Raw genomic sequence first — 13,151 nt, 5'->3', positions numbered from 1 at the left:
CGGGTTCCGGTCGGTGTCCGGTTGGACGCCGCATCGCGCACGGCCTCTTCCGGCCGGCGCTCGTGTCCCGCGGAAAGTCGGCGTCAGCCCCGGCTCGATGCCAGGAAGAGGGCAGCTGTGTATCTGCCGATCACGACCCGCCAGCTGGCCGACGGCACCGTCGAGATCGCACCCAGCGGTGAGATCGATCTGGACAACGCTCACGTCATGCGGGACGCCGTGAACGACGTCCTGACCAGCATGACGCCGAGCAAGATCTGCCTGGACCTGCAACGGGTCATGCTGATCGACAGCATCGGGATCGGCATCCTGGTGGCCTGCTTCCACACCGCCGCGGCGAGCGGCGTCAAGCTTGTGGTGAGCCACCCCAGCGCCACCGTCTACCGGCAGCTCTGGGTGTCCGGGCTGGTCGGCCTCCTCGGCTGCGCCGAGCCCCCGTCACCGCGGACCTCGGTGGGGCTGCGGCCGTCCTGAGGCCTCGCGGCAACGCTCCCGCGGCGCTCGTGGAGCTGGCCTTGCCGGGCCGAATTCACGCTTCAGGGGTGTGCCGGACGACCGATTCCGACCGTCCGGCACCAGAGTCGTCCGAATGTTCGGCACCTTGGCCGGCCCATCCGCCGGCCTATCGGCCGGCACCTTGGCCGACCGATGGGCCGAGCTCGACGCCGTCAGTGCATCGCCGCGGCGGCCGCCTCTTCCCGGGCCAGGCGCTCGTCGCCGGTGAGGGTGGAGAGCGGCTTCTCCTTGATGAAGACCACCGCCAGGATCGCCAGGAACGCGATCGGCGCGCCGATCAGGAACAGGTCGGCGGTGGCCGTTCCGTACACGTCCTTGATCACTGCCAGCGCCTCCGGCGGCAGCGTCTCCAGGTCGGGAACCTGGGCCGGGCCGTCGCCGGCCGCGGCGCCGAGCCGCTCGCTGAAGAGCGAGGTGACCCGGTTGGCCAGGACCGCGCCCAGGACGCTCACCCCGATCGAGCCGCCCATGCTGCGGAAGAAGGTCAGCGCCGAGGTGGTGGCGCCCAGCTCCGCGGCCGGCACGTCGTTCTGCGCGGCCAGCACCAGGTTCTGCATGAGCAGGCCGACGCCGATGCCGAGCACCGCCATGTAGGCGGAGAGCTCCGGCACGCCGGTGTCCGCGCCGATGGTGCTCAGCAGCAGCATCCCGGCGGTCATCACGACCGCCCCGGCGACCAGGTACGCCTTCCACCTGCCGTACTTCGTGATGAGCGCGCCGGCGACGGTGGAGGAGATCAGCAGGCCGAAGACCATCGGCAGGCCCATCAGGCCGGCCACGGTCGGTGACTTGCCGAGCGACACCTGGAAGTACTGGGACAGGAAGACCGTGCCACCGAACATCGCGATGCCGACCAGCACGCTGGCGATGATCGTCAGGGTGACGGTGCGGTGCCGGAAGATGCCGAGCGGGATGATCGGCTCCTTGGCCCTGCCCTCCACCAGCACCGCCAGCGCCAGCAGCACCAGGCCGCCGGACACCATCGCCCCGGTCTGCCAGGAAGCCCAGTCGAAGTGCTCGCCGGCCAGCGTGGACCAGATCAACAGGGTGCTGACACCGGCGGTGATCAGCACGGCGCCCAGCCAGTCGATGCTCACCTCGCGGCGTACCACCGGCAGGTGAAGTGTCCTCTGCAGCAGCACGATGGCGATCAGCGTGAACGGCACACCGATCAGGAAGCACCAGCGCCAGCCCAGCCAGGACGTGTCGACCAGGACGCCGCCGATCAGCGGGCCGGCGATGGTCGCGACGCCGAAGATCGCGCCGAAGATGCCGGAGTACCGGCCCAGCTCGCGGGGCGGGATCATCGCGGCCATCACGATCAGGGCGAGCGCGGTCATGCCGCCCGCGCCGATGCCCTGGACGACCCGGCTGATCAGCAGCACCTCGACGTTGGGGGTGACGCCGGCGATCAGCGAGCCGGCGAAGAACAGGCCGAGCGAGAGCTGGATCAGCAGCTTCTTGCTCCAGAGGTCGGCCATCTTGCCCCAGAGCGGGACGGTGACGGTCATCGCGAGCAGCTCGGCGGTGACGATCCAGGTGTAGACGGACTGGCTGCCGCCGAGGTCGGCGATGATCCGGGGGAGGGCGTTGGCCACGATCGTGGACGCCAGGATGCTCACGAACATGCCGAGCATCAGGCCGGAAAGGGCCTGGATCACCTCGCGTTGCGTCATCCGCCCGGATTCCTGGGCGGACGTGTCTTCAGGGGTCGTTGTGGTCATCCGTGGGCTTCCTCGCTGGGCGTGACTTGGGTGGTGGGTGCGGCGAGGCCCGCGGCGACCGTGCCGAAGGCCTCCCGGGCGTGGTCGGAGAGCGGGCGGGTGGCGGGGCCGGCGGCCCAGCGCATCACCGCCACCCGCAGGGCGGCGCTGACGACCGCGGCGGCGATCGGCGGGTACGGGTGATCCGCGGGCAGCCCGGTGCGCTCGGCGATGGCATCGGTCAGCTCCTGTTCGGCGCAGACGGCCGCGGCGACGAGCTGGGTCAGCAGCTGTGGGTGCGCCTCGATCACCCGCATCCGCAGCAGCCAGAGGGCCCGGTCCTCCTGGACGTGGCGAACGGCGGGGGCGAGCGCCTCCAGCAGGGCGTCGAGCAGGTGCGTGCCGGGCGTGACGGCCAGCAGGCCCGCCCGCACGTCGGCGCGGCCCTCGAGCGGATCGGCGACGAGGGCGTCCTCCTTGGTCGGGAAGTAGTTGAAGAACGTGCGCGGTGACACCTCGGCCGCCGCGCTGATCTCGTCGACGGTCACCCGGTCCAGGCCGCGCTCGTCCACCAGGCGCAGCGCGGCGGTGATCAGCGCGAGGCGGGTCTGCTGCCGCTTGCTCTCCCGGCGCCCGGGCGCCGGACGATCGCCGGGCAAGGGTCGATCGCCGGGCAAGAGGTGATCACTGGACGCGGGAGAGGAGGGCACCAGCGCAGGCTACGCGCGAAATTGCAGAAACTGCAAAGTTTTGAGACTCAGTCGTTGAGCTGCGACTGCTCGATCTCGGTGAGGGCGGCGGTCAGCCAGGGCTCCACCGGCCGCCCGGCTAACAGGTCGGCGAGCAGCACCGCCGCGTGCCGGGCCAGTTCGTCGGGTTTCGGCGCCGGCGAGCCGTCCTCGTCGAGCACGCCCAGCGCGCCGGCCAGCAGCCAGAGCACCACCTGCGGGTCGGCGGCGGGCCAGGAACGGACGGAGCTGGCCAGCGCGGCCCGCACGTCGTCGGCGGTCAGGCCGTCGGGATGGCCGTCCTCCAGCAGCAGCCGCACCGCGGTGCCCAGGATCAGGCCGGTCTGCGCCGCGTCGAGCCCGGCCAGGACGGCGGTCGCGTCGTCGAGCGCGGACTCGTCACCGGCCCGCACCGCCTCGACGGCGGTGACCGTTGCGGCCGCGATCGGGCGTGCCGGAGGAGGCAGGTGCCGCCAGCTCTGCGTCATAGGGGCGACCCTACGACGCAGAGCTGGCAGGGTGTGCGGAGGGCGCTGTCGCAGGGCGCGGAGAGGAGCTGACGTCATGACGAACCTGGACGCGGTCACCGCGTGGGTGGACGGTTACCGGAGAGCCTGGGAGTCCAACGCCCCCGACGACATCCGGCGCCTCTTCGCCGACGACGCCGCGTATTTCACCGAGCCGTACGCGACGCCTTGGGTCGGCCGGGAGGCCATCGTGGCCGGCTGGCTGGCCGATCCCGACGAGCCCGGCACCACCGCCTTCAGCTGGCATCCGCTGATCGTCACCGACGAGCTCGCGGTGATCGAGGCCACCACCACCTATCCGGACCGGGTCTTCCGGAACCTGTGGGTGCTCCGCCTCGACCACACCGGAAAGGCCCGCCAGTTCACCGAGTGGTACATGCAGCAACCGTCTGACTAGGGACAGACCCTAGTCCGCCCCCGGAAGCACCAGTCGTGATCCGCTCAGGTGCAGCGTGTGCAGCGACGGGGCGAGATGGCGGTCACCCGGCGTGCCCAGGTTGCGGGCGAACCGCGGGAACGCCCCGCCGGAGATCTGCAACCGCAGCCGGTGCCCGGCGAGCAGCCGGTGGAAGCACTGGTCCAGGGTGATCGTCAGTCGCTGCACCTGACCGGCCGGGACCGCGGGGTCGAGCCGCAGATGCCGGTCGGTGAAGTTGCGGGACCGGCCCCGCGGGTCGACGTCGCAGAGCCGGGCGAAGACGTCGGCGTACGGGTTGTCGACCTCCAGCGCCAGCTCCAGGACCGGCGCGCCGATCACGTCGACCGCGGTGGGCAGCGGGTCGGTGGTGAAGGTGACCACGTCCGGGCGGGCCTCCAGGCGACGGTTGTCGCGGACGCCCGCCGAGCCGGTCAGCGTGCGGCCGCCCACCGACGGTGTCGGGTCGGCGGGGTCGTACCGGAAGGCGGTGTGCCCCTCCGGCCGGGCCGGCGCGGCGATGGTCAGCGTGCGGTCGGAGCGCGGGTGGAAGGTGACCGGCTCGGCCGGTGGCGGCCAGGCCGGCATCTCGTGCCAGGCGCCCTCGCCGGTGCGGTGCACCCGGACCGGGGCCTTGCGGGCCGACGGGCCGCCGGCGAGGTGCTGGTCCAGCCAGGCGACGCTCTCCCGGGCGACCAGGCCGGCGGCCTTGCCGGCGACCTCGAAGTGGGTCCATGGGCCGACGGTCAGCCCGACCTCGACGCCGCGGTCGCTGAGCGCCGCGTACTGCTCGAGGGTCTGGTCCAGGAAGAGGTCCTGCCAGCCGCTGATCAGCAGGGTCGGCACGGTGGAGCGCTGCAGGGCGGCGCCGGCCCGGTACGGCTCCCACCAGGGGTCGTCGCCGTCCGGGTGGGCCAGCCACTCCCGGTACCACGGTGCGCGGCCGCGCAGCACCGGCACGGCGGCGGCGGGCAGCGGGAGCCCGTTCAGCCCCGGCCGGATCCGGCGCTGCGCGGTGGCCATGCTGAGCAGCCGGCGTGCGCTGCCGCCGTCCTCCTGGTGGGCGATCTGGTCGGACCAGCCGAGGAAGTCGCCGAGGGTGAACGCGCCGGTGCCGTAGACCGCGCGGCGGAAGTCGTGCGGCCCCACGTAGATCACCGCCGCGCGCAGCTCGGGCGGTGGATCCTGCATCAGCGTCCACTGTGCCCAGCCCAGGTAGGACGCGCCGAGGGTGGCGAGCCGTCCGTCGAACCAGGGTTGGTCCCGCAGCCAGGCGACGGTGTCCAGGCCGTCGTCGGTCTCCTGGGCCATCGGGCGGAAGTGGCCGCCCGAGCCGAAGGTGCCGCGCACGCTCTGCAGCAGCACGTGATAACCGCGTGCGGCGAGCAGCCGGCCGTTGATCGCCGAGGTCGGGAAGCCGCGGCCGTACGGCGTCCGGATCAGCACGGTGCCGCGCTGCTCGTCGCTCTCCGGGATGAAATGGTCGCCGGCCAGCTCGACACCGTCCCGCAGTAGGGTTCGCACCGATTCGACCGAGTACGGGGTCAATGCCGGAGCTTGCCCGAGGATTCGGCTCAGCATCGCGTCGGCGACCCGTTGCGGTCCGGAGATCGGCATGTGTTCGCCCCCCTTTGCCCCGGGAACCCCCGGAGAATGGCAGATCCCCGACGATATCCGGCACCCGTGGAATGTGAAAGATGAATGCCATTCGAGGTTTCTCGGATGTGCGATTTCCCGAGCATTTCGGCAAACTGCGACGGGTGGACGAGGACCGAAAGCTCGGCGGCCGGTACCGGCTGGAGAACGAACTGGGCCGTGGCGGGATGGCCGTGGTCTGGCGTGCCCTCGACGAGGTGCTGAACCGGCCGGTGGCGGTGAAGGTGCTGGCCGGCCGCTATGCCGGTGAGGCACGCTTCCGGGCCCGCATCCTGCACGAGGCCCGGGCCGCGGCGACCCTCTCGCATCCCAACATCGCGCAGATCTACGACTTCGGCGAATCCGAGGAGAACGGTCGCCCGGTTCCGTACGTGGTCATGGAATTGATCAATGGCCCCACGTTGCAGCAGCGCGTGGCGCGTGGCCGGATTCCGCCGCGCCGGGTGTTCCGGATCGGCGGGGAGATCGCGTCCGCGCTCGCCGTCGCGCACGAGGACGGTCTGGTGCACCGCGACATCAAACTCGCCAACGTCATGGTCACCCCGGCCGGCGCCAAGGTGGTGGACTTCGGCATCGCCGCGGTGGCCGGTCCGGCCAAACCCGAGGACGCGCTGCTCGGTACCCCGGCCTACCTGGCGCCGGAACGGCTCACCGGCAACGCGATCGAGCCGGCCTCCGACGTCTACGCGCTCGGTGTGCTGCTCTACCGGCTGCTCGCCGGGGTGTCGCCGTGGAGTGTGGAGACCACCACGCAGATGATCAACGCGCACGTCTATCTGGAGCCGGCGCCGCTGCCGCCGCTGCCGGGCGTGCCGGACGAGATCGCCGATCTGGTGGCGCGCTGCCTGGCCAAGGATCCGGCGCACCGTCCGGACGCGGCCGAGGTGGCGGGCATCCTGGGCGACGCGGCGGAGGCCGCGAGCGTGCACGACCCGGATGGTGTACGGCCGGAGCACCGCGATCGCCGGCACTCCGCCGGGACGCCGCTCTCCGGGTCCACGGACCCGTCACCGGCCGAGGACGCCGCCGGCGGCACGGCACTGCAGGACCGCACCGTGCGGATGCCCGCGGTGACCCGACCCGGCCGGGCCGGGCGGGCGTCGGTTGAGATGGGGCACGCGCAGCGCGTACCCCCGTGGTGGAAACGTCGGAAAGTCCTGGCCGGCGGCGGGATCGTGGCCGTGCTCGTCGCCCTGCCGTTCTTCTGGCCCGGCCCCGAGAAGGAGCGCGGCGCCTCGTCCGGCCTGGCCGCGCCGCCCGCCGCGTCCCCCTCGATGACCCGCGCCGCCCCCGCCGGCAATCCCGCCGCCGCGACCCGCCCCGTGCCCGGCGCCGTCCGCCCGGACCGCTCGCCCGCCGCCGGCGGCAGCGCCTCCGCCGCGCCCGCCACCGCCCCGTCGCTGTCGCCGCCGTCGTCCCCGCCGGAGCCGGCGCCCCGGCCCAGCGACACCAGCGGTGCGCCGTCCGTCCCGGCGCCGCCGGCGGGCACCCGCCTCGAGTCGCCGGGCGGCTCGGTGCTGGCCCGATGCGCCGAGGGCAAGGCGGAGCTGCTGGCCGCGGAGCCACGCGACGGGTTCACTGTGGAGCGGATCGACCGGGATCCGGCACTGGCCCCGGTGGCCGTCTTCCGCACGGACCTGTCGCGCTATCGCATGACCGTGACCTGCGTCGGCACCCGTCCGTCCGCCGTGGTGCTGCCCCTGTAGCCGGCCACCACCCGCCGGCTGCGTCGTTAGACTGCATCGGCGACGCGGTGGAGAGGGACATTTCGATGACGACGGCGACCAGCATCCGGACTCGACTGGCCCGGCTCCGGGCCGCGGCGACCCGGAACGACGAGGTCCCGCCGCCCTCCGCCCCGAACGCGCGCGCCGTGGTCAACCTGGTGCCCGACCCGGGTTTCCGTGGGCCGCTGGACCGGCCGTTCGAGGCCGGCGGGGTCCACGTGCACGCGCACAACTCCGGTGAGCTCACCGAGATCCCCGGCCGCCCCGGCGTGACCGGCGTGCGGGTCGAGGCCGTCGGCCGCACCAACGACACGTTCGTCTCGCCCGGCGGGCACGAGGCGCCCGGTGAGATGCGTCTCGGGATGCGGGCGGGCGCCACCTACACCGCGAGCGTCTCGGTCTTCCTGTCCGCCCCGCTGACCGGCGCGCTGCACCCGTCCGCCCTGCGCCTGGTGCCCGGCTGCGTGATCGGCGGCACCCGCCGGGCGCTGACCGTGTCGCCGCCGGCCCGCAACGAGTTCGGCCACCACCGGATCAGCGTGACGTTCACCGTCCCGGTCGACACCACCAGCGCCTGGATCAGCCTGCACAGCGGCATGGCCAAGGGCGGCGGCGCCGTCCACTGGTACGACCTCTCGCTCACCGCGACCACCGCGCCGGTGGAGCACTTCGACGGCTCCACCCCCGACGACGGGTTCCACTGCTACGAGTGGACCGGCGAGCCGAACGCGTCGCCGTCGCGCCGGGTGTCGCGGCTCGCCGCCGGGGTGACGCCCGCGGAGATCGCCGCGGAGGCGGTCCGCCTGGCTCGCGCCGGCGCCCATGCGGAGGCCCGCGAGCTGCGCAGACATGTAGCCGGCGACCCGTTGACGGCGGCCCGGATCGCGCTCGCCGAAGGGCCGGACGACGCCGCCGTGACGGCTCTGCACCAGGTGGTCCGGGCCGGCGATCCGGACGGCGACGCGGCGCACGAGCTGGGCCGGCTCGCCCTCGCCGACCAGCAGTGGACCACCGCCGAGCAGCTGCTGCGGGAAGCGGTGGCGAAGAAGCCGGAGGCGTACGAGCGGGGGTACGCGCTGGCCTCCGCCTACGACCGGCTGAAGCGTCCCGAGGACAGCAAACGTGTCTCGGCCGCCGCGCTGGAGCACGACAACAAGCTGCCGTTCGACGGCATGGCCGTGCTGGACCTCGACGCCAAGAACTTCGGCGCCCGCCGCACCCTGGGCGTCTTCGTCGCCGAGCACCTGGAGCAGATCCGCACGCAGGCCCGGCAGCGGCTGGCTGCGCCGGTGACGAGCACCTTCGACCAGCCCGTCTTCATGTACTGGGCGCAGGGCTTCGACGCCGCGCCGCCGGTCGTCCAGGCCTGCCTGGCCGCGCTGAAGGCCACCAACCCGGACAGCCGGGTGCACGAGCTCACCGACGCCAACGTGCGGGCTTATGTGGACGTCCCGGAGGACCTGGCCGTCGACCGGCGGCACTTCTCCGACCTGCTGCGCCTGCTGCTGCTGGAGAAGTTCGGCGGGATCTGGGTGGACGCCACCTGTTACATCACCGAGCCGCTGCGCCCCCGGGTGGACGCCGCCCTGACGAGAAGCGGCGTGTTCGCCTTCAACTACACCGGCCCGTTCATCTCGAACTGGTTCCTGGCCGCCCGCCCGGACAGTTGGGTGCTGCACCTGTGGCGGGCCGCGGCGCTGCTCTGGTGGGAGCTGCAGGGCAAGCCCACCGACCACTTCCTCTACCACCACATCTTCGAGATGCTGCACCACCTCGACGAGCGTTTCCGCGCCGAGTGGGACGAGGGGACCCGACTCAACTCGAAGCCGCCGCACGCGCTGCAGGCCGTGATGCTCCAGCCGTACGACCCGGACGAGTACCAGATGATCGTCGAGGGCGCGTTCGCGCACAAACTCCAGTACAAATACGCGGACCGTGACCTGCGCAGCGAGTCGTACCTGGCCCGCATCATCCGCGGCGACCTGCCGTGACGGCGGCCGTCCCGGACGTGGTCCTGTTGCGGACCGGCGAGCAGCTGGAGGCCGCGGCGCGACTTCTCTGGACGGTCTGGGAGGCCGGCACGGAGGCCGAGCGCAGCGCCGTGATCAGCACCGGCACGCTTCGCGCGCTCGCGCACGCCGGGAACTACGTGGCCGGCGCCTACGACGAAGGTGTCCTGATCGGCTGCACGGTCGCGTTCTTCGGGGCCCGGTCCGGGCGGGTCGACCACCTGCACTCGGACGTCACCGGCGTGCTGAGTTCCGGCCGCGACCGGGGCGTCGGCCTCCTGCTGAAACGCCACCAGCGGCAGTGGGCGCTGAACCACGGCCTGCACACGATCACCTGGACGTTCGACCCGCTGATGGCCCGCAACGCCTACTTCAACCTGTGCAAGCTGGGCGCCACCGTGACCGGGTACAGGCCGGACTTCTACGGCCGGCTGGACGACGGGACCAACACCGGCGACCACACCGACCGCCTGCTGGTCGAGTGGCCGCTGGACGCGGAGTGGGTGATCGCCGCCACGGCCGGCGGCCCGGGTCCGCGCCGGCATGCCACGGCCGGTCCCGGCGCCGAGCTGATCACCGTCGGCGAGCAGCCCCGGCGCGCCGACCGGCTGGCCGTCCGCGAGCGGTTCCGCGCCCTGCTCGACGCCGGCTACCAGGTCGCCGGCATGAGCCGCAACCGCGAGTACGTCCTCCTGCCCGCCGGCGCCACCCCGAGCTACCAGCCATGAGGATCGAGTCGGTCGAGTTCCGCATCGTGCGGCTGCCGCTGGTCACCCCGTTCCGCACTTCCCTGATGACCGAGTACCACCGCGACGCCCTGCTGGTCCGGGTCCGCACCACCGACGGCACCGAAGGCTGGGGCGAATGCGTCGCCACCGACGAGCCCCGCTTCTCCGCCGAATACCTCACCGGCGCCCTCGACGTCATGCGGCGCTTCCTGATCCCGCTGCTCGAAGACCTGCCCGACGTCACCGCCGCGTCGGCCTCCGCCGCCTTCACCGTCGTCAAGGGCCACCTGATGGCCAAGGCCGCCCTGGAGACCGCCGTCCTCGACGCCGAGCTGCGCTCCGCCGGTCGCTCCCTGGCCGACCTCCTCGGCGCCACCCGCACCACCGTCCCCGCGGGCGTCTCGGTCGGCATCATGGACTCCGTCCCCGAACTCCTGGACGCCGTCACGGGTTACCTGGAAGCCGGCTACCAGCGCATCAAACTGAAGATCGAGCCCGGGTGGGACGAGGCTCCGGTCCGCGCCGTCCGCGAACACTTCGCCACCCCGGTCCAGGTGGACGCCAACTGCGCCTACACCCCCGCCGACATGGCCCCGCTGCTCCGCCTCGACGACTACGGCCTGCTGCTGATCGAGCAGCCGTTCCCCGCCGACGACCTGTGGGGCCACATCGAACTCAGCCGTCGCCTGAACGGCACCCCGATCTGCCTGGACGAGTCGATCACCTCGCCCGCCGACACGATCACGGCCCTCCGCACCGGCGCCGCCACCATCATCAACATCAAACCCGGCCGGGTCGGCGGTTACCTGACCGCCAAGAAGATCTACGACGTCTGCACCGGCCTGGGCGCTCGCGCCTGGGTCGGCGGCATGCTCGAGACCGCCGTCGGGCGGGCCGCCAATCTCGCTCTGGCCGCACTCCCCGACCTCATGGTCGGCGACGTGTCCGCCTCCGATCGCTACTTCACCCAGGACCTGACCACCGACCCGATAACCATGACCAACGGCCACATCCCCGTCCCCACCACCCCGGGTACAGGCCCACCCCCCGACCCGAAGCTCCTCAAGGCCGCAACGACGACAGCGCCCACAATGCATCGCTGGGAACAAGCGCTGTAGCCCCTGCCGCCGGCCATGGCCCCATCGCCCGCTTGAAGTAGGCGCCGGAGTGTGGTCGGTCCGCCGGCCGGCTGAGTGCTGTCGCGCCGGGGCGGTCTCAAGGGGTCGCCGCAACGGGGCCCTTCAAGCCTCTGGGATGGATCAGGGCAGTGACCGACACCGGTCGCGCTCATCCAGGAACGAGCGCACAAAGCCCGTACAAAAAGAATGTCGACCAAAGGTTGAAGCGACCCCCGAACCGCAACCACCCGCGGGTCCATGGGGGTCTGGGGGCGAAGCCCACAGCGTGGGGTCTGGGGCTCGGGCCCCAGGAAAAGAATGCACAATTAACACGGTCTGCGATCTCCGCAGACACGGATAACCTTTAATTGTGCCCCCGGCAGGATTCGAACCTGCGCTTTCGCCTCCGGAGGGCGACGCTCTATCCCCTGAGCTACGGGGGCCCAGTGGTTCAGAAGCCTAGCAGGCCCGCCGGAGCCGATGCCAATCGGTTCCGGCGGTGTCGCCCGTCAGCTTGCTTGAACCTTCTTGAGCAGGGAGTCGATGAGTTGGATCTCGCCTTGTTGGGCGCTCACCATGCTCTGCGCGATCCAGTCGATGTTCTCGTTGTCGGACAGTTCCACGGCTTCCTGGGCCATGTGCACGCCGCCGAGGTGGTGGGCGCGCATCAGGGTCAGGAATTGGGTGTCCAGTTCCTTGCCGGTGGCTTTGCGCAGGGCCGCCATCTGGTCGGGAGTGGCCATGCCGGGCATCAGCCCGTTGACGACTGAGCCTTGCGCGTCGGGCATCCAAGCCATCGGCTCGGTGCTGCCGGTGGGGTCGAGGTTCCAGTCGCGCAGCCAGCCCTGCATGTAGCCGATCTGGCCCTGCTGGGTGAGGGAGATGTCGTTGGACAGCGTCTTGATCTGCGGCGTGTCCGAGGCGCCGTGGGCGATCATCGCCATCTCGACGGCCTGGGCGTGGTGGGTGGACATGTCGCGCAGGAAGCCGGCTTCCACCGAGTCGTCGCCGGGCGCGCCGAGCCGGGGGATGAGCAGGCCGCCGGCGACGCCGAGGAGCAGGCCGAGCAGGAGCAGGCCGACGCTGAGGTAGCCGATGCGGCTGCTCCGGGGTGCGTCCTCCCCGGGCGCCTGCGCGCCCGGGGAGGTTGCTGGTGCGGTCATCGAGATCAGGAGCCGGACGCGGCGGGGGCCGGGGCGGCGGGAGCGACCGGGTCGCTCGTGGTGTTGCCGCCGGAGCAGGGCGCGCCGGGTTCGACGCCGGCCTTGACGCGGGTCGCCTTGATGAAGGCGTCGATGCGCGAGTCGTTCGCGTCGTCGACCTTCAGCTGGTAGCCCCAGGCCTGCACGGAGACGTTCTTGTCCAGGTTGGCGACCGGAGACATGAACAGGAAGTCCTTGCCCTCGACCTTGCCCTGCAGCGCCTGCACCTGCTCGGCGCCGAGGCCCTGCTTGTAGGTCACCCAGACGGCGCCGTGCTCGAGGCTGTGCACCGCGTGCTCGTTGGCGATCGGCTCGCTGTAGATGTCGCCCATGCAGTTCTGCCAGGCCTGGTTGTGCGCGCCACCGACCGGCGGGTTGGTCACGTAGGTCTGCGGACCCTCTTTGTGGGTCCGGTCGTCGATCGCCGGGTTCTTCTGGGCGCGGTAGTCCACGACGCCCTCGACCGCGGCGAGCTGCTCCTCCCAGGGGCGGGAACTCTGGACCGAGGCGAAGACGCCGTAGCCGATGATGCCCGCGGCGATGGCCACGACGACGGCGACGACGGCGATGGGCCCCCAGTTGCGCCCGCCGGACACCTTCACCGGGGTGACCGGCTTGCGGCCCTTGCCGCCGCCCTTGCCGCCCGGCCGGTTGCCGCCGGGCTTGTTACCTCCGGCCTTGCCTGTCGGCGGTTTACCCTGTCCGGTCGTCTTACCGACCTTGACCGTGGACGGGACCCGCTCGGGACCCGGCGTGCTCATACTCATCGCGCCTCGTCGATCTGTCAGAAAAGGGAAGGGCGGGGCTCGGGTGGCCGCCGAA

Annotated in this window: 12 protein-coding genes and 1 tRNA gene; 6 read left to right on the top strand and 7 right to left on the bottom strand. The window is 71.7% G+C overall.

Translation table 11 applies throughout. The annotated features are described in order from the left end of the window. The first annotated feature begins 117 nt into the window (after positions 1-117). Positions 118-474 (top strand): STAS domain-containing protein, encoded by a 357-nt coding sequence (locus AC0NH5_RS03350; protein WP_328461928.1) that lies wholly within the window; start codon positions 118-120, stop codon positions 472-474. A gap of 194 nt (positions 475-668) precedes the next feature. Here the strand turns inward: AC0NH5_RS03350 and AC0NH5_RS03345 are convergent, their stop codons facing one another. The 3 genes from AC0NH5_RS03345 to AC0NH5_RS03335 form a co-directional block, all read right to left on the bottom strand. Beyond that, the gene (locus AC0NH5_RS03345) at positions 669-2,240 is read right to left on the bottom strand and encodes an MDR family MFS transporter (RefSeq protein ID WP_474399717.1); all 1,572 of its coding nucleotides are present in this window, start codon (positions 2,238-2,240) and stop codon (positions 669-671) included. After that, positions 2,237-2,878, bottom strand: a complete 642-nt coding sequence (locus tag AC0NH5_RS03340; RefSeq protein ID WP_474399714.1) for an acyl-CoA-like ligand-binding transcription factor — start codon at positions 2,876-2,878, stop codon at positions 2,237-2,239. The genes AC0NH5_RS03345 and AC0NH5_RS03340 overlap by 4 nt, the downstream gene beginning before the upstream one ends. 98 nt (positions 2,879-2,976) lie before the next feature. Next, positions 2,977-3,435: a hypothetical protein gene (locus AC0NH5_RS03335; protein ID WP_474399712.1), complete on the bottom strand. Its 459-nt coding sequence runs from the start codon at positions 3,433-3,435 to the stop codon at positions 2,977-2,979. A 76-nt stretch (positions 3,436-3,511) separates the two neighbouring features. On the opposite strand from AC0NH5_RS03335, the gene AC0NH5_RS03330 reads away from it, so the two are divergent. Then, positions 3,512-3,871: a nuclear transport factor 2 family protein gene (locus AC0NH5_RS03330; protein ID WP_474399709.1), complete on the top strand. Its 360-nt coding sequence runs from the start codon at positions 3,512-3,514 to the stop codon at positions 3,869-3,871. A 9-nt stretch (positions 3,872-3,880) separates the two neighbouring features. Here AC0NH5_RS03330 and AC0NH5_RS03325 read toward each other — a convergent pair whose 3' ends face one another. Then, positions 3,881-5,506: a CocE/NonD family hydrolase gene (locus AC0NH5_RS03325; RefSeq protein WP_474399707.1), complete on the bottom strand. Its 1,626-nt coding sequence runs from the start codon at positions 5,504-5,506 to the stop codon at positions 3,881-3,883. Positions 5,507-5,649: 143 nt separating this feature from the next. Between AC0NH5_RS03325 and AC0NH5_RS03320 the strand changes: the two genes are divergently transcribed. The 4 genes from AC0NH5_RS03320 to menC all read left to right on the top strand — a co-directional run bounded on the left by AC0NH5_RS03320 (position 5,650) and on the right by menC (position 11,127). Next, positions 5,650-7,251 (top strand): serine/threonine-protein kinase, encoded by a 1,602-nt coding sequence (locus tag AC0NH5_RS03320; protein WP_474399704.1) that lies wholly within the window; start codon positions 5,650-5,652, stop codon positions 7,249-7,251. Positions 7,252-7,316: 65 nt separating this feature from the next. Further along, positions 7,317-9,263: a capsular polysaccharide synthesis protein gene (locus AC0NH5_RS03315; protein ID WP_474399701.1), complete on the top strand. Its 1,947-nt coding sequence runs from the start codon at positions 7,317-7,319 to the stop codon at positions 9,261-9,263. Then, positions 9,260-10,009: a GNAT family N-acetyltransferase gene (locus tag AC0NH5_RS03310; protein WP_474399699.1), complete on the top strand. Its 750-nt coding sequence runs from the start codon at positions 9,260-9,262 to the stop codon at positions 10,007-10,009. The genes AC0NH5_RS03315 and AC0NH5_RS03310 overlap by 4 nt, the downstream gene beginning before the upstream one ends. Beyond that, the gene (menC, locus tag AC0NH5_RS03305) at positions 10,006-11,127 is read left to right on the top strand and encodes an o-succinylbenzoate synthase (RefSeq protein WP_474399698.1); all 1,122 of its coding nucleotides are present in this window, start codon (positions 10,006-10,008) and stop codon (positions 11,125-11,127) included. The genes AC0NH5_RS03310 and menC overlap by 4 nt, the downstream gene beginning before the upstream one ends. A gap of 371 nt (positions 11,128-11,498) precedes the next feature. Here menC and AC0NH5_RS03300 read toward each other — a convergent pair. The 3 genes from AC0NH5_RS03300 to AC0NH5_RS03290 form a co-directional block, all read right to left on the bottom strand. Next, positions 11,499-11,570, bottom strand: a tRNA-Arg gene (locus AC0NH5_RS03300). Positions 11,571-11,636: 66 nt separating this feature from the next. Then, positions 11,637-12,290, bottom strand: coding sequence for a DUF305 domain-containing protein (locus AC0NH5_RS03295; RefSeq protein ID WP_474399696.1), 654 nt, complete (start codon positions 12,288-12,290; stop codon positions 11,637-11,639). Positions 12,291-12,295: 5 nt separating this feature from the next. Further along, positions 12,296-13,096, bottom strand: a complete 801-nt coding sequence (locus tag AC0NH5_RS03290; RefSeq protein WP_474399693.1) for a DUF3105 domain-containing protein — start codon at positions 13,094-13,096, stop codon at positions 12,296-12,298. Between the last annotated feature and the right edge of the window lie 55 nt (positions 13,097-13,151).

The sequence above is a fragment of the Actinoplanes sp. 13 genome (genome assembly GCF_056134165.1).
Note: the sequence above shows the minus strand (reverse complement) of the source record. Positions and strands in the feature narration are given on the sequence as shown.

Coding starts and splice junctions, on each gene's coding strand:
- AC0NH5_RS03345 (WP_474399717.1), bottom strand. CDS start 2,240: ATGACCACAACGACCCCTGAAGACACGTCCGCCCAGGAATCCGGGCGG.
- AC0NH5_RS03335 (WP_474399712.1), bottom strand. CDS start 3,435: ATGACGCAGAGCTGGCGGCACCTGCCTCCTCCGGCACGCCCGATCGCG.
- AC0NH5_RS03330 (WP_474399709.1), top strand. CDS start 3,512: ATGACGAACCTGGACGCGGTCACCGCGTGGGTGGACGGTTACCGGAGA.
- AC0NH5_RS03325 (WP_474399707.1), bottom strand. CDS start 5,506: ATGCCGATCTCCGGACCGCAACGGGTCGCCGACGCGATGCTGAGCCGA.
- AC0NH5_RS03315 (WP_474399701.1), top strand. CDS start 7,317: ATGACGACGGCGACCAGCATCCGGACTCGACTGGCCCGGCTCCGGGCC.
- menC (WP_474399698.1), top strand. CDS start 10,006: ATGAGGATCGAGTCGGTCGAGTTCCGCATCGTGCGGCTGCCGCTGGTC.
- AC0NH5_RS03295 (WP_474399696.1), bottom strand. CDS start 12,290: ATGACCGCACCAGCAACCTCCCCGGGCGCGCAGGCGCCCGGGGAGGAC.
- AC0NH5_RS03290 (WP_474399693.1), bottom strand. CDS start 13,096: ATGAGTATGAGCACGCCGGGTCCCGAGCGGGTCCCGTCCACGGTCAAG.